A 21,590-nucleotide genomic window follows, 5' to 3' on the forward strand; every position below is an offset into this window, starting at 1 on the left:
TCAAACTTTTCCTTGCCCATGAGAGGCCTCCTTAGAATTCAGTCGGTGCCTGGCATTCGCGGCAGCACCTTTAGGGATGGGGTGTAGGGTGCGTGGGTTGCCCACGCACCGCTATTTTTAGGCGTATTTCGCTTGAATCTCGTCAGAGATGTTCTGCGGAACCGGCTCATAGTGATCGAACTGCATCGAGAAGTTCGCGCGTCCCGAAGACATGGAACGCAGCGTGTTGATGTAGCCAAACATATTCGCAAGCGGAACAAAGCACTCGATCGCAATGGCATTGCCACGGCTGTCTTGACCCTGAACCTGACCACGGCGCGACGTAAGATCGCCGATGATGCCGCCGGTATACTCTTCCGGTGTTACCACTTCGACCTTCATGATCGGCTCGAGCAGTTTTGCACCCGCGCGGCGCATGCCTTCACGCATACACATACGGCCCGCGATTTCGAACGCCAGAACAGAGGAGTCGACATCGTGGAACTTACCATCAAGCAGTTGAACCTTGAAATCAATCACAGGGAAGCCTGCAAGGGGACCGCTATCCATAACGGATTTGATACCCTTTTCAACGCCCGGGATGTATTCCTTGGGAACCGCACCACCAACGATTTTGCTCTCGAACGAGAAACCTTCGCCGGGCTCTGTTGGGGAAATCAGCAATTTGACCTCACCGAACTGACCAGAACCGCCAGACTGTTTCTTGTGCGTGTAGGTGTGCTCGACCTCGTGACCAATGGTCTCGCGGTAGGCAACCTGCGGTGCACCGATGTTGGCTTCGACTTTGAATTCGCGCTTCAGACGATCCACAAGGATGTCCAAGTGCAATTCGCCCATGCCCTTCATGATCGTCTGACCGGATTCGATGTCTGTCTCGACGCGGAAAGAAGGATCTTCCGCTGCAAGGCGGGCAAGGCCCGTCGACATCTTCTCTTGGTCGCCCTTTGTTTTAGGCTCGACCGCGATCTCGATCACCGGATCCGGGAAGGTCATCGTTTCCAGAACAACCGGATCAGCTTTATTGCAAAGCGTGTCACCTGTTGTTGTGTTTTTCAGACCGCCCAAGGCAATGATATCGCCCGCAAACGCTTCGGAAATCTCGTCACGATCGTTCGAGTGCATCATCATCATCCGGCCAACACGCTCGGTGTTGCCTTTTGTCGAGTTCAGCATCGAGTCGCCCTTGGCGAGCTTGCCCGAGTAGATGCGCACGAATGTCAAAGTGCCGACAAACGGGTCGTTCATAATCTTGAACGCAAGGCCAGAAAACGCCATGTCATCATCCGCACGGCGCGGGATGTCACGTGTTTCCGTATCGTCGCCCGGCTTAAAGCCCATGTAGTCAACAACGTCGAGCGGGCTCGGCAAATAGTCGACAACAGCGTTAAGCAGAGGCTGAACGCCTTTGTTCTTGAACGCGGAACCGCAAAGAACAGGGATGAATTTGATCGCCAGAGTACCCTTGCGGATCAACGAGCGAAGAGTCGCTACGTCTGGCTCGGCGCCATCCATCAAGTAGTTTTCCATCGCGTCATCGTCCATTTCGACGGCAACTTCGATCATCTTCGCGCGCCACTCATCGGCCAGCTCTTTCAAGCTGTCGCGAATAGGGCGTTTTTCCCAAGATGCGCCAAGGTCTTCACCTTCCCACACCCATTCTTCCATGGTGACCAGGTCGATCATGCCCTCAAGCTCGGTCTCGGATCCGATTGGGATCTGGATCGGGCAAGGCGTCGCGCCTGTGCGGTCTTGGATCATGTGAACGCAGTTAAAGAAGTCCGCGCCGATCTTGTCCATCTTGTTGACGAACACGATCCGTGGGACTTTATAACGGTCAGCTTGGCGCCAGACAGTTTCTGTCTGAGGCTCAACTCCCGCGTTCGCATCAAGAACAGCAACAGCACCATCGAGAACTGCGAGGCTACGCTCGACTTCAATCGTGAAGTCGACGTGACCGGGGGTGTCGATGATGTTCATCCGGTGCTTTTCGGTTTCAGGCGTTACGCCATCTTCCGTGCGCTCCCAGAATGTCGTCGTTGCAGCAGACGTAATCGTAATTCCGCGCTCCTGCTCCTGCTCCATCCAGTCCATCGTTGCCGCGCCGTCGTGCACTTCGCCGATGTTGTGGGACTTACCTGTATAGAACAGGATGCGCTCCGAGCAGGTGGTTTTACCTGCATCGATGTGCGCCATGATACCGAAGTTGCGGTATCGGTCGAGGGGATATTCACGTGCCATTGGGCTACTTCCTCTAACTTACCAGCGGTAATGGCTGAAGGCTTTGTTCGCCTCGGCCATCTTATGCGTGTCTTCGCGCTTTTTGACGGCGGATCCACGTGTGTTCACAGCATCCATCAGCTCGCCTGCAAGGCGCTCTTCCATGGTGTTTTCGTTGCGTGCACGGGACGCTTTGATCAACCAGCGGATGGCCAATGCTTCGCGGCGCTCCGGGCGCACTTCGACCGGAACCTGATACGTGGCACCCCCAACGCGGCGCGAACGTACTTCGACGGACGGTTTGATGTTGTCCAGCGCTTCGTGGAACACCTCAATGGGTGCGCGCTTGATCTTGTCTTCAACCCGCGTCATCGCAGAGTATACGATGCGCTCGGCGATCGACTTTTTGCCGTCGATCATCAGGTTGTTCATGAATTTTGTCAGTACGCGATCACCATATTTGGCATCGGGCAGGACTTCGCGTTTTTCAGCGGCGTGACGACGTGACATATCAGCCTCTCCTTATTTAGGACGCTTCGCGCCGTACTTCGAACGACGTTGCTTACGATCTTTGACGCCCTGAGTATCCAGAACACCGCGAAGGATGTGGTAACGCACACCGGGAAGGTCTTTTACACGACCGCCGCGGATCAGAACCACTGAGTGTTCCTGAAGGTTGTGGCTCTCACCACCGATATAGCTGATGACCTCGAAACCATTCGTCAGGCGCACTTTGGCAACCTTACGCATAGCGGAGTTCGGCTTTTTCGGTGTTGTTGTATAAACGCGCGTACATACGCCACGTTTCTGCGGGCACTGCTCCAGGTGCTGCGACTTGGAGCGCTTGATTTTAGGCTGACGCGGCTTGCGGATCAGCTGTTGGATCGTTGGCATAGAAGGTGTCTTCCCCATCTCTCAACTTAGTTTTGCCATGTGCGGTCAGGCACGCGACGCGAAATCTTGCGTGCCGTGGAGCACAATCGCTTGCGAACAAGCGAAAAAACCGCAAACGTTCCCATTCCGAGGTGAACGTCGCGGTTGGGTTTCAGAGGACGCTGGCGATATTTGCCAAGGACTTGACCACAGTCGATATGATATCGGCAAATAGAGTTCCCCCTAGAGCCGGATAGCGCGCGTATATGGGGAGTCGCATTGGGTGTCAACAGCGCCGCAGCGCGTACCCTCTTGCTGCAATCTGGTGTTGATGCAATGCTGGTGCCAGTTGCAGCAGGCCAAAAGGACTTATCATGCAGGTTATTGGATTATGCAGGTTTTCCTACCCTGCTTTGGGCGGATTTCAGGTCGAGCATGACAGCGTCGAAGAGCGCATAGCATTTCTCTACCAGCAAGAACGCCTCGAAGAGCGGTTTCGCCTGCTGGAAACCGTTGCCCTGCCGTGTTTGCGCGCACAAACCGACCCCGATTTCGACCTGATCATCGTAATCGGCGACACCTTCCCGCCCGATAGCCGCGACCGCCTTGAAGCGCTGACCGCCGACATGCCGCAGGTTCAAATTCAGGCGCATCCCCCCCTGCCCCAGCGCGAGATCATGAAGGATATCCTGCGCAAGGCCCGCACCGACCCAAGCGCGCCATGTCTGCATTTTCGATATGACGACGACGACGCCGTCGCGCTCAACTTCATCGAGCGGCTTCGCAAGGCGCAGGCAGATTGCGCAGCGCTTTGCGAACAGCATCGCACCGTCGCCTTTGATTACAACATGGGATACGTCGCCGAATTCAGTGCGGATGGCATTGCCGCCGTCGAAATTCACCGCCCCTATTACGTCGCAGCGCTTGGGATGTTTATCAGGGGCGGTGACGGGTTGACGATCATGAGTTTCGCCCATGAAAAGCTGGCGCGTTTCATGCCCACTGTCACCTTCGCAGGCGAGCCGATGTTCGTGCGCTCACACAATGGTTATAACGACAGCCGCCAAAAGAAGGTGAAACCGGTGCCCGTGACCCCGCTCAGTGATGAGCAGGAATTGGAGTTCCTAAAACGCTTTGCGATCAACGCGGATCACGTGCGCGCCGCCTTTGCCTGACGTCGTTTCGCGCGCGCCTCGCGGTAGAGCGTGAAGATGCCCGTGACCACGATCAGCCCCGCGCCGATGAAGGTTAGCGTTTCCGGCCATTCGCCAAAGAACAGGTAGCCCAGCACCAGCGCCCAAAGCATCGCTGTATAGCGAAACGGCGAAGTGAAGGCGACTTCGCCTACGCGCATCACCATGACCGAAAACACATAACCGCCAATGACGAACACCGCAGAAGCAATGAGCAAAGCGATTTGCGCCGTGCTCATGACAGCCCACTCGCCCGACGCCGCGCCGATGACGCCAGCAAAGCCCGTCACGAACAGCGCCCCCACCAACGTCACCGTCAAGGAGGGCACATCGCGGCTCAGACGGCGTGCAGCAAGGTCACGCACAGTGACACAAAGAACCGCGATCAACACGTAGACCGAATGCACCGTAAAACCCTCGGTGCCGGGACGCACGATCAGCAACATTCCGCAAAAGCCAATCACGATCGCCAACATGCGCCGCCATCCCACCGCCTCGCGAAAGATCACAGCAGCAGCCAGCGTCACCGTTAAAGGCAGCGTTTGCAAAATTGCCGTCACATTGGCGAAGGGCATGTTCAAAAGCGCTGTGAGGAAAAAGTAGGCCGCGGCGACCTCGGCCAGCGAGCGCAGCACAATCAGCCAGCGGTCCTTGGCCAGTTCCGGCCAAGCCAGCGCACCCAAGTAGCGCGCCAGCGCGTAGATCAGAGCACTTGCCAGTATCCCGCGCAGCAGCAGCAATTGCGACAAAGGCACGGCACTGCCGATGGCTTTGATGCAAAGATCGTTAAAGGTAAACGCGGCCATGGAGCACATCATCAGAAGTGCGCCTTTGGTATTGTCGGACATATTTGCGAATGAAGTCATGGACCTATCTACCGCCTAAATCACAGGCAATCCTAGCCCGTTTGCGACTTTATTGCGCGGCTATGCGCGCACGATAAACAACGGCCCAAATAGGCCAATCGCAACGATCAGCTATCGCAGTGACCTTGTGATCTGCACGCACACATCGCGCGAACAGAAAAAGGCCCCCGCTGTTTCCAGCGAGGGCCTTTCCCAATCTCAAAGCCTGTCGAGTTACTCGTCGCGGCTTTCTGGTGTGCCGAATACATCGTCAGCATTGGTAGTGAATACATCACCGCCAACGATATCGTCCGTAGGCGCGGCCAGTGCGGCAGCGGCTTCGGCTTCGATGCGGCGGGCCTCGACAACCACGTTGTCACGGTCCTGAGCCACGCGCTGCATTTGCATCGTTGCACCGCCCGTACCAGCGGGGATCAAACGACCCACGATGACGTTCTCTTTAAGACCGACCAGCTTGTCGCGCTTGCCCTGTACGGAGGCTTCCGTAAGAACACGCGTTGTTTCCTGGAAGGACGCCGCAGAGATGAACGAGCGCGTCTGAAGCGAAGCTTTGGTGATGCCCAAGAGGATAGGTTCGCCCGTTGCAGGCTTGTACCCGCGCAGTGCTGCCTTTTCGTTGGCGGCAAGAAACTCTTGCTTGTCAACGTGCTCACCTTTGAGCAGCGTCGTCTGGCCGCTGTCGAGGATTTCCCACTTTTGCAGCATCTGGCGCACGATGACTTCGATGTGCTTGTCGTTAATCTTAACGCCCTGAAGGCGATAAACGTCCTGCACTTCGTTGATCATATAATCCGCCAGCGCCTCGACACCCATGATGGAAAGGATGTCATGCGGTGCAGGATTGCCGTCCATGATGTAATCGCCCTTTTGGACAAAGTCACCTTCCTGAACAGGAATGTGCTTGCCCTTTGGCACCATGTATTCGACCGGCTCCATGCTCTCGTCCGTTGGAACGATCGAGATGCGGCGCTTGTTCTTGTAGTCCTTACCAAAGCGCACGTTTCCGTCGATTTCTGCGATGATCGCGTGATCTTTGGGGCGACGCGCCTCAAAGAGTTCCGCAACCCGTGGCAGACCACCGGTAATGTCCTTGGTTTTGGCACCTTCACGCGGAATGCGCGCAACGATGTCACCAGCTTGCACTTCGGAGCCTTCCTCTATGGAAAGTACCGCATCCACAGACATGGGATAGGTGACAGGGTTGCCCGCTTCGTTGCGCACGGGCTCGCCGTCCTCGCCTACGATGATGATCTCCGGCTTCAGCTCGTTGCCTTTGGGGGCCGCGCGCCAGTCGATAACGATCTTCTGGGTCATGCCTGTTGCCTCGTCAGTGTCGTCGCGCACGGCAATACCGCTTGCGAGGTCCACGAACTTGGCTGTACCGGCTTTTTCCGCGATGATCGGAAGCGTGTACGGATCCCATTCGAACAATTTGTCGCCGCGGGCCACTTTCGCGCCTTCTTTGACAAACAGTTTCGTGCCGTAACCCAGCTTGTGGCTGGAACGCTCATCACCGTTTTCATCGTTGATGATCATCTTCATGTTACGACCCATGACCATGATGTCGCCGTCCGAATTCTCAAGCAGTTGCGGGTTCTCGAAGACGATTGTGCCCTCTTGGCTCGCTTCCTGGAACGACTGCTGACCACCCTGTGCAACGCCGCCAATGTGGAACGTCCGCATTGTCAGCTGTGTACCGGGTTCACCAATGGACTGCGCGGCGATAATGCCGACAGCTTCACCGGAGTTGACCATGGTGCCGCGCGCGAGGTCACGCCCGTAGCACATGGCGCAAACGCCCTCTTCCGCTTCACATGTCAGCGGTGAGCGGATGCGCATGGATGCAACGGCCGCCTCTTCGATGACATCGCACATGATCTCGTCAAGCAGAGTGCCTGTCTTGAATAGAACCTCATCCGTGCCGGGGCGCATCACGTCTTGCGCCACAACGCGGCCAAGGACGCGGTCGGCCAGCGACGAAACCACTTCGCCGTCATTCACAGCCGCTTCAGCAGTGATCATTTTCTCGGTGCCACAATCGCGCATACGCACGATGCAATCCTGAGAAACATCAACCAAACGGCGTGTCAGATAACCGGAGTTCGCTGTTTTCAAAGCCGTGTCTGACAGACCCTTACGAGCACCGTGCGTGGAGTTGAAGTACTCCAGAACGGTCAGACCTTCTTTAAAGTTGGAGATAATCGGTGTCTCGATGATGTCGCCATTCGGCTTTGCCATCAGACCGCGCATACCGCCCAACTGCTTCATCTGTGTGACCGAGCCACGCGCGCCAGAGTGGGCCATCATGTAGACCGAGTTCGGCTCCATTTCGACGCCTTGATCATCATAACGCGCTGCAGAAATCGAGCCCATCATCGCATCGGTGACTTTGTCGTTACACTTAGACCAAGCATCGACAACTTTGTTGTACTTTTCACCCTGAGTGATCAGGCCGTCCATGTACTGCTGCTCGAAATCTTTGACCTGACCGCGTGTCTCGTCAACGAGGGGCCATTTGGTTTCAGGGATCAGCATGTCGTCTTTACCGAACGAAATACCGGCCTTGAACGCTTCACGGAAACCCATGGTCATGATGTGGTCACAGAAGATAACCGACTCTTTCTGACCGCAGTACCGGTAAACCGTGTCGATGACCTGCTGAACTTCCTTCTTACGCAGAAGACGGTTCACCAACTCAAACGGTGCTTTGGCGTTGAGTGGCAAAAGCGCGCCAAGACGCACGCGTCCGGGCGTGGTTTCAAAGCGCTTCATCACTTCGTTGCCCTCATCGTCGATCTGGGGCAAACGCGCGGTGATTTTGGAGTGCAGGTGCACCGTGCCATTATCAAGTGCGTGCTGCACCTCGTCGATGGACGAGAAGACCATACCCTCACCCTTCATACCCGCACGCTCGAGCGTGGTGTAGTACAGGCCAAGGATCATATCCTGCGACGGAACGATGATCGGCGCGCCGTTTGCAGGCGAGAGGACGTTGTTCGTGGACATCATCAAAACGCGTGCTTCAAGCTGCGCCTCAAGCGAGAGCGGTACGTGGACCGCCATCTGGTCACCGTCGAAGTCCGCGTTAAACGCAGAACACACGAGCGGGTGAAGCTGGATCGCTTTACCTTCAATCAGAACGGGTTCGAACGCTTGGATACCCAGGCGGTGAAGCGTTGGAGCGCGGTTAAGCATAACCGGATGCTCGCGGATCACTTCATCCAAGATGTCCCAAACTTCGGGACGCTCTTTTTCAACGAGCTTTTTCGCCTGCTTCACGGTTGAGGACAGACCTTTGGCCTCAAGACGCGAGTAGATAAACGGTTTGAACAGCTCAAGCGCCATCTTTTTGGGCAAGCCACACTGATGCAACTTCAATTCTGGACCGGTCACAATGACGGAACGACCAGAGAAGTCGACGCGCTTACCCAAAAGGTTTTGACGGAAGCGGCCCTGCTTACCCTTGAGCATATCGCTGAGGGATTTCAAAGGACGCTTGTTTGCGCCTGTGATGACGCGGCCACGACGGCCGTTGTCGAACAGAGCGTCCACAGATTCCTGCAACATCCGCTTTTCGTTGCGCACGATGATATCCGGCGCGCGCAGCTCGATCAGGCGCTTGAGACGGTTGTTACGGTTGATCACGCGGCGATAAAGGTCGTTCAGGTCGGACGTCGCGAAACGGCCACCATCAAGCGGCACCAATGGGCGAAGCTCTGGCGGGATCACAGGGATCACGGTCAGGATCATCCACTCAGGACGGTTGCCAGACTCTAAGAAGCTTTCAACAACCTTAAGGCGCTTGATGATCTTCTTAGGCTTAAGTTCGCCTGTTGCTTCAGCAAGATCGGCGCGCAGCGTTTCTGCCTCGGACTCGAGATCGATCTGTGCCAGCATTTCGCGGATCGCTTCGGCGCCGATGTTCGCAGTGAATGCGTCCATCCCGAAAGTGTCTTGCGCGTCCATGAACTCTTCTTCGGTCATCATCTGACCGTAGGTGAGGTCCGTCAGACCCGGCTCGATCACGACGTAGTTCTCAAAGTAGAGAACACGCTCAAGATCACGAAGCGTCATGTCCAGCATCAAGCCGATGCGCGAAGGCAACGACTTGAGGAACCAAATGTGCGCGACTGGGGATGCCAGCTCAATATGGCCCATACGCTCACGGCGTACTTTTTGCAGCGTTACTTCAACACCACATTTCTCGCAGACAACGCCGCGATACTTCATGCGCTTATATTTACCGCACAGGCATTCATAGTCTTTGATCGGGCCAAAGATACGCGCGCAGAACAGGCCGTCGCGCTCGGGCTTGAAGGTACGGTAGTTGATGGTCTCTGGCTTTTTGATTTCGCCAAAAGACCACGACAGGATGCGCTCGGGAGACGCGAGCGAGACCTTGATCTCGTCGAACGTCTTCGTCGGGGCAACCGGGTTAAACGGGTTGTTTGTCAGTTCCTGGTTCATTTTCAAATCCTTGAAAGGGGAGCATTGGGAGATGAGGGGCGCGATTTTTCGTCGAAAAATCGCACTCCAAATTTTCTAGAAAATTTGGGCCCTATTCATCTTCCTCCGCGTCCAGGAGTTCCATGTTCAGACCAAGGCCGCGGACTTCCTTCACGAGAACGTTAAAGCTCTCTGGAATACCTGCCTCGTAGTTGTCTTCACCTTTGACGATGCTCTCATAGACCTTGGTACGGCCTGCAACATCGTCCGACTTGACGGTGAGCATTTCCTGAAGCGTGTAGGCTGCGCCATATGCTTCAAGTGCCCAGACTTCCATCTCACCGAAGCGCTGTCCACCGAACTGAGCCTTACCACCCAGCGGCTGCTGTGTGACCAAGGAGTATGGTCCTGTGGAACGCGCGTGGATTTTGTCGTCCACAAGGTGATGCAGTTTCAACAGATACTTGATGCCGACCGTCACAGGGCGCGCAAACTGCTCGCCTGTACGTCCGTCAAACAGAACCGACTGACCGCTTTCAGAGAAGCCAGCGCGCTTGAGACTGTCGTTCACATCATGCTCTTTCGCGCCATCAAAGACGGGCGTTGCGATTGGAACACCGTTCGTGACGTTGCCAGCCGCTTCAAGCAGATCATCCTCGCTCATAACTGCGATGCCCTCTTCGTAGACATCGTCGCCATAGGCCAAACGCATTGCTTCGCGAACAGGTGTCATATCGCCAGAGCGGCGGTATTCACCCAGCGCTTCGTCAATATTGATACCAAGGCCACGTGCGGCCCAGCCCATGTGCGTTTCCAGAATCTGGCCTACGTTCATACGCGAGGGAACACCAAGCGGGTTCAAACAGAAATCAACTGGCGTACCATCCGCAAGGAATGGCATGTCTTCCATTGGAACAACCTTGGAAATAACACCTTTGTTACCGTGACGGCCGGCCATCTTGTCGCCCGGCTGAAGCTTACGCTTAACCGCAACAAAGACTTTAACCATCTTCATAACACCGGGTGGCAGATCATCGCCACGGCGTACCTTCTCGACTTTGTCCTCGAAACGGGCATCCAAAGTACGCTTTTGCACTTCATACTGCTCGTTCAGAGCTTCAACGATCTGTGCGTCCTGCTCGTCCTTGAGGGCCAACTGCCACCACTGACCACGTGTCAGTGTTTCCAGAAGTTCCTCGTTGATCTCGGCATTTGGCTTGACGCCTTTTGGACCTTTTACAGCCACTTTGCCCATGATCATGCCTTTGAGACGGGCATAGATGTTGCGATCCAGAATAACGAGTTCGTCGTCACGGTCACGCGCGAGGCGCTCGACTTCTTCACGCTCGATCTGAAGCGCGCGCTCGTCTTTTTCGACGCCGTGGCGGTTAAAGACACGCACCTCGACAACCGTGCCGAAATCACCCGGCTTGACGCGCAAGGACGTGTCGCGCACGTCGGACGCCTTTTCGCCAAAGATAGCGCGCAGAAGCTTTTCTTCCGGCGTCATTGGCGACTCGCCCTTTGGCGTGATCTTACCGACAAGAATATCACCCGGCTCAACGTCAGCGCCGATGTAAACGATACCCGCTTCGTCGAGGTTGCGCAGGGCTTCCTCGCCGACGTTTGGAATATCGCGTGTGATTTCTTCCGGGCCAAGCTTCGTGTCACGCGCAGCGACTTCAAACTCTTCGATATGGATCGAAGTGAAGACGTCATCACGCGAAACACGCTCGGAAATCAGGATCGAATCTTCGTAGTTGTAACCATTCCAAGGCATAAACGCGACAACCACGTTCTTACCCAGCGCCAATTCACCCATATCTGTGGATGGACCGTCTGCAATGACTTCGCCTTTTTGAACCGTATCGCCCACTTTCACCAGCGGACGCTGGTTGATTGTGGTGTTCTGGTTGGAGCGCTGGAACTTACGCATGCGGTAGATGTCTACGCCTGCATCGCCCAGCTCTAGATCATGCGTTGCGCGCACAACGATACGCTGGGCGTCGACTTGGTCGATGATGCCTGCGCGTTTCGCCATGATCGCCGCGCCACTATCGCGTGCAACAACTTCTTCAATGCCTGTACCCACCAGCGGCGCTTCTGCGCGCAGCAATGGAACGGCCTGACGTTGCATGTTGGAGCCCATCAAGGCGCGGTTCGCGTCGTCGTTCTCAAGGAACGGGATCAGCGAGGCGGCGACAGAGACCAACTGCTTTGGAGAAACGTCGATCAGGTCCACGTTTTCGTTCGGGGACAATGTGTAATCGCCCGATTTACGTGTGGAGACCAAATCGTTCACGAACTTCATGTTCTCGTCGAGGTTGGCGTTTGCCTGAGCCACTGTGTGGCGCATTTCCTCGGTCGCGGACATGTAGTGGACTTCGTCCGTCACTGTGCCATCTTTCACGACACGGTAAGGCGTTTCAATGAAGCCGTATTTGTTCACACGCGCGAATGTCGCGAGCGAGTTGATCAGACCAATGTTCGGGCCTTCCGGCGTTTCAATCGGGCACATGCGGCCGTAGTGCGTTGGGTGCACGTCGCGCACCTCAAAGCCTGCACGCTCGCGCGTCAGACCACCTGGGCCAAGCGCGGAGAGGCGACGCTTGTGCGTCACTTCGGAAAGCGGGTTGGTTTGGTCCATGAACTGCGACAGCTGCGAGGAGCCGAAGAATTCACGAACGGCAGCCGCCGCTGGTTTAGCATTGATCAAATCTTGTGGCATGACAGTGTCGATTTCGACGGATGACATACGCTCTTTGATCGCGCGCTCCATACGGAGCAGGCCGACGCGGTACTGGTTTTCCATCAATTCGCCAACCGAGCGAACACGGCGGTTACCAAGGTGGTCGATATCGTCGATATCGCCCTTGCCGTCGCGCAGATGCACGAGCGCTTTGATACAAGCGACAATGTCTTCTTTGCGAAGCGTGCGCTGCGTATCTTCCGCATCCAGATCGAGGCGCATGTTCATCTTGACGCGACCAACCGCAGACAGATCGTAGCGATCGCTATCGAAGAAGAGCGTGTCGAACAGGTTGCTCGCAGCATCAACGGTGGGCGGCTCGCCCGGGCGCATGACGCGGTAAATATCCATGAGCGCGGTTTCGCGGTTCATGTTCTTGTCCGCCGCCATCGTATTGCGCATGTATGCGCCCACGTTGATGTTGTCGATGTCGAGAACCGGCAAAGTGGTGATGCCCGCGTCGATCAGTTCCTTCAAGGAACCACCGATAACGTCGCCGTCTTTGTCCATTTCCAACGTCAACTCGTCGCCGGCTTCTGCGTAAATCGCGCCGGTTTCCTCGTTAACGATGTCTTTGGCGATGAATTTGCCAACGATTGCATCGTATGGGATCAAAAGGTCTTTCACGTTACCTTCGTCGATCAGTTTCTTGACCGCGCGCGGCGTGACTTTCTTGTTGGCTTCGGCGATCACTTCGCCTGTCTTGGCGTCAACCAAGTCATATGTCGGACGTGTGCCGCGTGCGCGCTCGGGGAAGAACTTGGTGACCCAGCCCTTGTTCTTCTTCAGCTTGAACTCGACGGTATCGTAATACGCATCCATGATCCCCTCTTGGTCTAGACCAAGGGAATAAAGCAGAGTTGTTACAGGCAGCTTGCGGCGACGGTCGATGCGCGCAAAGACGATGTCTTTTGCGTCGAATTCAAAGTCCAGCCAGGAGCCACGGTAGGGGATGATGCGGCAGGCGAACAACAGCTTACCCGAGCTGTGTGTTTTGCCTTTGTCGTGATCAAAGAACACGCCGGGAGAGCGGTGCATCTGGGATACGATAACGCGCTCTGTGCCGTTCACGACGAACGTGCCGTTTGGTGTCATCAGGGGCATGTCGCCCATGAATACGTCTTGCTCTTTGATGTCTTTGACAGACTTTGCGCCTGTGTCCTCATCAATTTCAAACACGATCAAACGCAGCGTCACCTTGAGCGGTGCGGCATAGGTCATGTCGCGCTGCTGACATTCTTCGACGTCATACTTGGGCTTTTCCAGCTCATAGTTGACGAATTCCAGAATGGAGGTTTCGTTGAAATCCTTGATCGGGAAGACCGACTGGAAAACACCTTTGATGCCTTCGCCGTCCATCGGGATCGGCTCGTCGCCTGAATTCAGGAACAAGTCATATGAGCTTTTCTGAACCTCGATAAGGTTCGGCATCTCAAGAACTTCGCGGATTTTGCCGTAATATTTACGCAAGCGCTTCTGGCCAAGGAAGGATTGAGCCATTTTAGGTATCACCTTTTTAGTTTCTCACCGCACGCACGAGCGATCGGGCAATCGCAATGCGCACTGTCGAGACGGCACTGGTTCAAACCAATTCTTGGACGTCGTCCCACTGACGCCCACCCGGTTATAAGAACCTCGCCTTAGAAAATGCCGCATATACTGGCGGCACTCTCTGAGACAGGTTCGGCTGGAACAGGGTTTCCCCCGTTCCAGCCTAAATCACACACCCCTCGCAAGGGGAGGCAATTACTTAACTTCGACTTCCGCGCCAGCTGCTTCCAGCTTGCCCTTAACGTCTTCAGCTTCGTCCTTGGAGACGCCTTCTTTGACGGCTTTGCCACCAGCTTCGACGAGCTCTTTAGCTTCTTTCAGGCCAAGACCTGTGATCGCGCGAACTTCCTTGATCACGTTGATCTTGGATGCGCCAGCCGCTTTCAGAATTACGTCGAATTCTGTCTGCTCTTCTTCAGCCGCGCCGCCGCCGTCTGCCGGGCCAGCCATCATGACTGCGCCGCCAGCTGCGGGCTCAATGCCATACTCGTCCTTGAGGATGGTTTTCAGTTCTTGTGCTTCGAGAAGTGTAAGACCAACGATCTCTTCAGCAAGTTTCTTCAGATCAGCCATTTTGACTCTTTCCGTTTATAAAGATGTGTTCCAACGTGCGTTTTCAACCACACGCCAGCCTATCTGTTGTCTAGGCCGCAGCCTTGTCCTCGATCGTGGACAAGATGCTTGCGATGTTGCTTGCAGGTGCGCCAATTGCACCGGCGATGTTGGAAGCTGGTGCCCCGATGCAACCGACGATCGAAGCAATAAGCTCGTCGCGGGAAGGCATCTTGGACACGGCTGTAACACCGGCACGGTCCAGAGCATTCTCACCCATTGCGCCGCCAAGGATCTCAAACTTTTTGTTATCTTTGGCGAAGTCTTCGGCTACCTTGGCTGCTGCCACGGGATCCTCAGAATAGGTCAGAACGGTCATACCCGTAAGGTGCTCGGCGATGCTTGCGCATGGCTTTCCCTCAAGGGCGATCTTGGCGAGCCTGTTTTTGGCAACACGCACGGCGCCACCTGCTTCGCTTGCGCGAGCACGTAAATCCTGCATTTCGACAACTGTCAGACCGGCGTAGTGGGCTACCACGACGACGCCAGAGCTTTCAAAGATTTGGCCGAGTTCGTCGACCAATTGTTCTTTTTGTGCTCTATCCACAGTTTCACTCCAAATTTGGAAGGTTTCCCTTCCGGCTCAGTTTAAGCCTTACGACGCCCGAAGGACGCGCAAAGCATTCGGGTCCATAGTGAGGGTCCCGAGGGTTTGATCGCCCGAGGTACATGCCCTCGAATATCTCGTCTCGTTCCCCATCTCAGAAAGGAATTATGAGAAGTCACCCCCTCACCCTTCGTCTCGGACAGGACAGGGCCAAGTCAGCGGCCCCGCCATTCAAGCAGCTCCCCGAAGGAAGCCACAAGAAATTCTCTTACGCCTCGTAGGCGGAAGATACATCAACCGTAACGCTCGGACCCATGGTCGAGGAAATGTTGATCTTCTTCATATAGGCGCCTTTGGCACCGGATGGACGCGCTTTTGCGACCGCACCGATGAAGGCTTTGATGTTCTCGACCAGCTTGGCTTCGTCAAAAGAGACTTTGCCGACGCCTGCGTGAACAACGCCTGCTTTTTCCGCTTTGAACTGGACTTCGCCGCCTTTGGCCGCTTTCACAGCCGCTGCGACGTCCATCGTGACCGTGCCGACCTTAGGGTTCGGCATCAGGTTACGGGGGCCCAGTACTTTACCAAGGCGACCAACGACGGGCATCATATCAGGTGTTGCGATACAACGATCGAACTCGATCTTGCCGCCCTGAACAGTTTCCATCAGGTCTTCTGCACCAACGATATCAGCGCCAGCTGCGGTGGCTTCGTCAGCCTTCGCGCCGCGTGCGAAAACCGCAACGCGAACTGTTTTGCCTGTGCCGTTAGGCAGGCCGACGACGCCGCGAACCATCTGGTCCGCATGACGTGGGTCGACGCCCAGAACCATTGCGATTTCGACAGATTCATCGAACTTCGCATTGGCGTTACCTTTGACCAGAGCAACAGCCGACTCGATTGTCAGGTTCTCTTGGCCTTCAAATGCCGCGCGCGCCGCGGTAAAGCGTTTACCAAACTTAGCCATTACTTCACCTCGATGCCCATAGAACGGGCAGAGCCCAGAATGATTTGCATCGCCGCTTCGATATCGTTGGCGTTCAAATCTTTCATCTTCGCTTCAGCGATCTCTTTGACCTGAGCAACTGTGACAGAGCCAACAGTTTCGCGGCCGGGAAGTTTCGCACCGGACTCCAGCTTCGCAGCTTTCTTCAGGAAATAGGACGCAGGTGGCGTCTTGATTTCCATGGAGAAGGATTTGTCCTGATAATACGTGATTACCGTTGGGCAAGGTGCGCCGACTTCCAAGTCCGCTGTCTTGGCGTTGAACGCCTTACAGAATTCCATGATGTTAATGCCGCGTTGACCCAGTGCAGGGCCTACAGGGGGGGATGGGTTCGCTTTACCTGCAGGAACCTGCAGCTTCATCGTACCAGCTAGCTTCTTGGCCATGAGGCCTCTCCTTATTCAACGCCTTTGGATCGCGATCCAAAAACTACATGCCGGTGTGGTCCGGACTACAAAGCGCGCTCTGCTTTCCTCCCACACAAAATACCGCCTTTGCAGACGGTAGAGCGCGTCGCGTACACCCCTATGACTTGATTTTCAAGAGGTGATGCGCCGTTGCGCGCGTGATTTTGCCCCGATACCGCGCTCTGCACCTGAAAGCGCGGCGCGCGCATTTCACTTGAAATGATAAATGCAGGCCACAGACCTGCATTTATTAGTGTTTAAGACGTGTTCAGCGCAAAAACCGGCGCTGAAGCTCTGTTTGGATCAATCCAGGATCACATCAAAGTCAAGGCGGCTGCCACTGATCTGCGTATCCGTGCTGGCGCGTGACGGAGCCGCAATAATGATCTGGCCCGAATCGATTCCCTGCCCCACCAGCATCGCCATCATCGCCTTAGCGCGAAGACGTCCTGTGGCCGGATTTTCACCCGCGCGCAGGTCATCAGTGTGCTGGCCGATCACACGCAAACGTGCGTTCGGGCAGGCCGTCGCCATTTGCGCAAGTTCGAGCGCTTGCCCTACATCCGCTTGTTTGGCCGCAATCGAACGGGGTGAGAAGATCACATGCTTGCCCTCTATCGCAGCTTTCAAATCGGTGACGCAGCTGGAGTTAGCCCATGGACTCGGGCTTATCGTCGAGCGCACGACAGCACTTGTGCTTTGCGTCTCGATCACCACGAATTCGACCCGTCTGTCATAATAGGCCGCGCTTTCGGTTCCGGTTACGCCCGAAGGACGATCACTGCCAAGACCTTGAGCGAGAAAGCTCGACGTATCTAGGCCAGAGGCACCGAGTCGCTGGATCACTTGCTGCGCGCGCTTTTCGCTCAGGCGGCGGTTGACCAAAGGATCACCCGAGGGATCAGAATGACCCTCTACGATGATCTGCACGCCGGCGCAGTCCTGTACCAATGTCGCAATCAGGCGTGCTTGCTCGATCCCGCCACTATCGGCCGTCAACCCGCCCGCAGGAAAGTAGACGCGCGCTTGATTGGCCAGCTCGCGCAGATCACCGACGCAGGATTCCTGCGCTGCCAGTTTGGCTTGGGCCTGAGCAAAGAAATCACTACCGACCTGACCACCACCGAGCGCAGCCGTGCGCGTCGGCTCTGCCGCAACCGCTAGAACGGGTGCAACTGCCACGGGCGCAGGTTGGGGCGCGATCACTTCGGGCTTGATAGAGCGCGCGACCGCTTGCTCCAAGAGAGAGGCCTGCGAGGGTTGCAGGCGATCCAAGCCCGCTTCACCCGACGTATCAAGGCGCGTCACGACATCCACGTCTTCGGCTGTGAAGTTGCTGGATGCCGGCGCGCTCGAAAGCGGCGCGTTTGCCGCAAATGTTGCCGCGGCAGGCGCCTGCGCAACCTGCTCTGTATTTGAGGATCGATCGAAAAAACCGGACGCCGCCAAAATAATGGCGACTGATGGTACAACCCACGGCAGATGGTCTTTAGCAAATTTGAAATTCATAGTTCCCCCAAGTTCGTATCCACGGCCTTGTAAATGACCGCTGTATGTTGTGCTCGCGCATATAGATAGGACTACAACTAAAGATAGCGTCAACATATCTTTCGTGAAATTGATAAAAGAGTTTCCGAAAACGCCGATTTTGGCACCCGAAAGGCCCGCACGGCTGGATTTTTCTTGAATTGACGCTCCAAACGCAAACTGCGCACCCGCTGGCAAGCGGATGCGCAGTTCAAACTTTTCGTCAGTCCGCCGAAGCAGGAGCGGCGTTAAACCTGCTTGGTCACCTGAGTGAATTCCAACTCGACCGGTGTTTCGCGACCAAAGATAGAGACAGTCACCTTGAGGCGCTGATTGTCTTCATCGACTTCCTCGACCATGCCGTCGAAATCTTCAAACGGTCCGTCGTTAACCTTGACGCGCTCGCCCGTCTCGAAGTGGATGATGTTGCGCGGCGCTTCTTCACCCTCTGCAACGCGGCCAAGAATTGCTTCGACCTCTGCATCGCGCATAGGCATGGGGCGACCTTGCGGCCCAAGGAAACCGGTAACGCGGTTGATGGAGTTGATCAAATGATAGCCCTGATCGGACATTTCCATGCGCACCAGCACGTAGCCAGGCATGAAGCGCCGCTCGGATGTCACTTTCTTGCCGCGACGCACCTCGATCACCTCTTCGGTGGGCACCAGCACTTCTTCGATATCACCCTCGAGGCCATTTTCGATGGTCGAGGTTCTGATCTGCTCGGCGATCTTCTTTTCAAAGTTTGAAAGAACGCTTACTGAATACCAACGCTTCGCCATCAGCCAATTATCCTTGCTTGAACCGGGGCAACACCCCAAATGGTTCGAATTTTCATGTCGCCCCGCCTGAAGTGCCCTTGCGCGCGTTTCAAGACAAAATCAGAGCGCCGTTCGAATCCGAGCGTACCGATTTGGGGAAGTGTCTGCGCAATACCCCCGCCTCGCGAGCAATTCAAGGGCTAGCGTGGAAATTCCGATCCACTCAGGGCGCAGCTGCAAAACGTGTTCAGCCGAAAAAGCCAAGCACGCCCGTCAAACCGGAGCGGATGACGATATCAATCAACGCAAAGAAAATCGCGGTGAGCGCCGACATGATGAAAACCATGACAGTGGTCAACATCACTTCGCGGCGCGTCGGCCAAACGACTTTCGCCACTTCCGAGCGGACTTGCTGAACATATTGTAGCGGGTTGGTGCGGGCCATCGTCACTCTTCCATCATTCGAGGTTAGCTGCCCACATACGCGTTGAGTGCGGCGGTTTCAAGACAGGTTTACACCCTGAGTCATGGCACATGCCATTTGTGACCCGGACCCGGTCAAGGATCAGTCGGCGATCCTGCCCGCAATTGGGGACGGCAGTCACCTAAACGCCTTTGAATTGAAATGCTCGCAACTTCGCGCTACCTCGTACCCACGCCCAATAGTAATGAATACATCGACCCAACGCGCTATTTCGAAGAGAGAGCCGCCTTGCATTTTCTTACACAACTCGGTCCGCTCCTTGCGATGATTGTGCTCATAGGCCTTGCCGCCGGCATTGGGACGCAGCCAATGAAAAAGCTGATACAGATGCACGAAGCCAGGCATGAATTGAAACACGGCTCGGCCGAATTTATCCGCACGATGTCAGGTTGGTTCATCATTGCGCTCTGGCTTGCTGCAACCTGGTTCTTCGCCAGCATACTTGGCGATTGGTGGGCTTTTGGTGATATCGGTGCCGCGATCGAGCGATCCTTACTGCGACTAGAGCTTCTTTTGCATATTCTGGCGGCACTGGCCGATGACTGATCTAGCGCCAATTGCACAAACCGATTTGCTGTGCTCCAACTGTGCGGGCCAATGCTTCTTTGCTCCTGCAACGGGCGCGCTGACCTGCGCCAGTTGCGCAACAGAGCATGAGATTGTTATCGATCCAAATGCAGATCCAAGCATCGAGCATCACTACCATCCGGACCTGCCCCACACCGAGCAACCAAAGGTCGAAACGGACCGCCAGTTCCAATGTGAAACCTGCGGCGGCGGTGTGGTTTTCCACGGCCATTCGATTTCTGAGCACTGCCCCTATTGCGATGGCGCTTTGGTCGCGCAAACCCATGATGAAAGCTATGCGATCCTTGGCATGATCCCTTTTTCACTGGGCGCAAGCGAGGCCCAAGAGAACGCGCTGAGCTGGGCCAAGCGCCGCTGGGCCGCACCAGACGACCTTTCGAGCGTTGTCGAGCAATCCCGCGTTGCGGGGCTTTACGTTCCGTTCTGGACGTTCGATAGCCATGAGGCCGTCGCCTACACCGTTCGATACCGCGTCAAAAGTGGCAAACGCACGGTGGCGCGCATTAAACGTGGGAGCATGAACACCACGTTCGATGATCTTCTCGTGCCCGCCTCCCCGCATGTGACACCGCTTATTCGAGACGGCATCCTACATGACTTCGATCCGCAAAAGCTGCGGCCCTTCACGGCCCAATACCTTGCCGGTTTCGCCGCAGAGCGCCATCATCAAACGGTTAGCACCGGCCTGACGCTCAAGGCCTCTGACAAAGCGCTTTTACTGCGTAACCGGATCAAGACGCATTCGGGTAAGAAGCGTATCTTCGACGTGAGCTACAAGACAGACACCACAGGCATAAAGTACCGCCGTATTCTTCTGCCAGTCTGGATTTTGCATTATGAGCACGGCGGCGCAAAGCTAAAAATCGCGACCTGTGGCCTGCACGGGCGCACCTTCGGCGAGCGCCCCTTTTCAACCTCTAAACTGCGTGGCTTTGCAGCTATTGTGGCAAGCGCCGCTGCGGCTTTCGGCTTCGCGTGGGGGGCATCGGGAATATATTGACGCCGCTCTATGCTGCTTGGGCGCTTTCGCACATATTTTTAGAAAGTGACTTGGCAGGGGCTGAGGGACTCGAACCCACGACCCTCGGTTTTGGAGACCGATGCTCTACCAACTGAGCTAAACCCCTAAAGTCGCGTTTCGTTTACGGCGCGCTCTGGAGCAATGCAAGGGTAAATCCGCCTCCGCTTGCCCTATTGCGCCGCTCTTTCCAGCGTGCTGATCGCCCCGCGCGCTATTTCGCTTTCATGGGCGAGTATTTTCGCGATCGGCCAGTCCGATTATGCAGTAGCACTTGAGCCACGCGATATCTCTACCCGCCAAGCGCTTGCGCAATATCTGGCAGCAAAGGACGCAAAACCTCGCGGCGCGGCAGACTATATGTCGAGTGCGGTGCCGCCGCGATAGAAACGCTCACACTGGGCACCATTGGCCACTGCGATCTGATGCGCATCGAAGATAATGTGGATAGGTGCTTCCCCACTGGCGAAATGGTAAACCAGCGCATTTTGAATCGCCCATTGGATATCCGATCCATCTTGGACAACGCACAACCGTTCCGACCATGGGAGCTATATTGCTTAGGATGAAAAAACGCGTGTTTGCGCCGCATCTGTGGTCATTGCAGGAAGTTTAGGCGGTGCGCCTGCTTGGATTGAGCACAGTATTGCAACGCGAAAACGGCACCCAGATTTCTCTGGGTGCCGTTTGTGGTTTAGATCGCTACCCCCCAGATGTTCGGGGGTGTGGGCCCTTGCAGTTTTTA

Annotated in this window: 17 protein-coding genes and 1 tRNA gene; 4 read left to right on the top strand and 14 right to left on the bottom strand. The window is 55.6% G+C overall.

From position 1 onward, the window contains the following. Nucleotides 1-117: 117 nt before the first annotated feature. Genes fusA through rpsL form a run of 3 tightly spaced genes read right to left on the bottom strand, consistent with a single transcriptional unit; the run spans nucleotide 118 to nucleotide 3,111 of the window. Nucleotides 118-2,238 carry an elongation factor G gene (gene fusA, locus B9P63_RS16840; protein WP_085310955.1) on the bottom strand — a complete coding sequence of 707 codons (2,121 nt, stop codon included), beginning with the start codon at nucleotides 2,236-2,238 and terminating at the stop codon, nucleotides 118-120. Between the two features lie 18 nt (nucleotides 2,239-2,256). Beyond that, complete coding sequence (gene rpsG / locus B9P63_RS16845; RefSeq protein ID WP_085310957.1) at nucleotides 2,257-2,727, bottom strand: 30S ribosomal protein S7; 471 nt, start codon at nucleotides 2,725-2,727, stop codon at nucleotides 2,257-2,259. A 12-nt stretch (nucleotides 2,728-2,739) separates the two neighbouring features. Then, complete coding sequence (gene rpsL, locus B9P63_RS16850; RefSeq protein WP_085310959.1) at nucleotides 2,740-3,111, bottom strand: 30S ribosomal protein S12; 372 nt, start codon at nucleotides 3,109-3,111, stop codon at nucleotides 2,740-2,742. Between the two features lie 353 nt (nucleotides 3,112-3,464). Here rpsL and B9P63_RS16855 point away from each other — a divergent pair, with 353 nt between their 5' ends. After that, nucleotides 3,465-4,265, top strand: a complete 801-nt coding sequence (locus B9P63_RS16855) for a putative rhamnosyl transferase (protein WP_085310961.1) — start codon at nucleotides 3,465-3,467, stop codon at nucleotides 4,263-4,265. Here B9P63_RS16855 and B9P63_RS16860 read toward each other — a convergent pair. From B9P63_RS16860 to secE, 10 genes are all read right to left on the bottom strand, one after another. Continuing rightward, nucleotides 4,241-5,149: a DMT family transporter gene (locus B9P63_RS16860; RefSeq protein ID WP_085310962.1), complete on the bottom strand. Its 909-nt coding sequence runs from the start codon at nucleotides 5,147-5,149 to the stop codon at nucleotides 4,241-4,243. The two genes, B9P63_RS16855 and B9P63_RS16860, sit on opposite strands and share 25 nt — an antisense overlap. Nucleotides 5,150-5,362: 213 nt before the next feature. After that, nucleotides 5,363-9,616, bottom strand: coding sequence for a DNA-directed RNA polymerase subunit beta' (rpoC, locus tag B9P63_RS16865; RefSeq protein ID WP_085310964.1), 4,254 nt, complete (start codon nucleotides 9,614-9,616; stop codon nucleotides 5,363-5,365). A 91-nt stretch (nucleotides 9,617-9,707) separates the two neighbouring features. Further along, nucleotides 9,708-13,844, bottom strand: coding sequence for a DNA-directed RNA polymerase subunit beta (rpoB, locus tag B9P63_RS16870; RefSeq protein ID WP_085310966.1), 4,137 nt, complete (start codon nucleotides 13,842-13,844; stop codon nucleotides 9,708-9,710). Nucleotides 13,845-14,090: 246 nt separating this feature from the next. Next, complete coding sequence (gene rplL / locus B9P63_RS16875) at nucleotides 14,091-14,468, bottom strand: 50S ribosomal protein L7/L12 (protein ID WP_085310968.1); 378 nt, start codon at nucleotides 14,466-14,468, stop codon at nucleotides 14,091-14,093. Between the two features lie 70 nt (nucleotides 14,469-14,538). Continuing rightward, nucleotides 14,539-15,054 carry a 50S ribosomal protein L10 gene (gene rplJ / locus B9P63_RS16880; protein WP_085310970.1) on the bottom strand — a complete coding sequence of 172 codons (516 nt, stop codon included), beginning with the start codon at nucleotides 15,052-15,054 and terminating at the stop codon, nucleotides 14,539-14,541. A 268-nt stretch (nucleotides 15,055-15,322) separates the two neighbouring features. Then, on the bottom strand, nucleotides 15,323-16,021 hold the full coding sequence (rplA, locus tag B9P63_RS16885) for a 50S ribosomal protein L1 (protein ID WP_085310973.1): 699 nt from the start codon (nucleotides 16,019-16,021) through the stop codon (nucleotides 15,323-15,325). Then, nucleotides 16,021-16,446 (bottom strand): 50S ribosomal protein L11, encoded by a 426-nt coding sequence (gene rplK, locus B9P63_RS16890; RefSeq protein WP_085310975.1) that lies wholly within the window; start codon nucleotides 16,444-16,446, stop codon nucleotides 16,021-16,023. The genes rplA and rplK overlap by 1 nt, the downstream gene beginning before the upstream one ends. Before the next feature lie 324 nt (nucleotides 16,447-16,770). Next, a complete protein-coding gene (locus B9P63_RS16895) occupies nucleotides 16,771-17,976 on the bottom strand; it encodes an OmpA family protein (RefSeq protein ID WP_176219188.1) in 1,206 nt (401 codons plus the stop codon). 266 nt (nucleotides 17,977-18,242) lie between these two features. Continuing rightward, the gene (gene nusG / locus B9P63_RS16900) at nucleotides 18,243-18,776 is read right to left on the bottom strand and encodes a transcription termination/antitermination protein NusG (protein WP_085310978.1); all 534 of its coding nucleotides are present in this window, start codon (nucleotides 18,774-18,776) and stop codon (nucleotides 18,243-18,245) included. Nucleotides 18,777-19,002: 226 nt separating this feature from the next. Next, nucleotides 19,003-19,200 carry a preprotein translocase subunit SecE gene (gene secE, locus B9P63_RS16905; protein WP_085310980.1) on the bottom strand — a complete coding sequence of 66 codons (198 nt, stop codon included), beginning with the start codon at nucleotides 19,198-19,200 and terminating at the stop codon, nucleotides 19,003-19,005. 348 nt (nucleotides 19,201-19,548) lie between these two features. On the opposite strand from secE, the gene B9P63_RS19045 reads away from it, so the two are divergent. Further along, nucleotides 19,549-19,785 (top strand): hypothetical protein, encoded by a 237-nt coding sequence (locus B9P63_RS19045; protein WP_139816285.1) that lies wholly within the window; start codon nucleotides 19,549-19,551, stop codon nucleotides 19,783-19,785. Continuing rightward, nucleotides 19,778-20,827, top strand: a complete 1,050-nt coding sequence (locus tag B9P63_RS16915) for a hypothetical protein (RefSeq protein ID WP_085310984.1) — start codon at nucleotides 19,778-19,780, stop codon at nucleotides 20,825-20,827. The genes B9P63_RS19045 and B9P63_RS16915 overlap by 8 nt, the downstream gene beginning before the upstream one ends. Nucleotides 20,828-20,878: 51 nt before the next feature. Here B9P63_RS16915 and B9P63_RS16920 read toward each other — a convergent pair. After that, nucleotides 20,879-20,954, bottom strand: a tRNA-Trp gene (locus tag B9P63_RS16920). A gap of 59 nt (nucleotides 20,955-21,013) precedes the next feature. Between B9P63_RS16920 and B9P63_RS16925 the strand changes: the two genes are divergently transcribed. Further along, nucleotides 21,014-21,232: a hypothetical protein gene (locus B9P63_RS16925; protein ID WP_139816286.1), complete on the top strand. Its 219-nt coding sequence runs from the start codon at nucleotides 21,014-21,016 to the stop codon at nucleotides 21,230-21,232. Nucleotides 21,233-21,590: the final 358 nt, after the last annotated feature.

The sequence above is a fragment of the Planktotalea arctica genome (genome assembly GCF_002105285.1).
In the GTDB taxonomy this organism is placed as follows: domain Bacteria; phylum Pseudomonadota; class Alphaproteobacteria; order Rhodobacterales; family Rhodobacteraceae; genus Planktotalea; species Planktotalea arctica.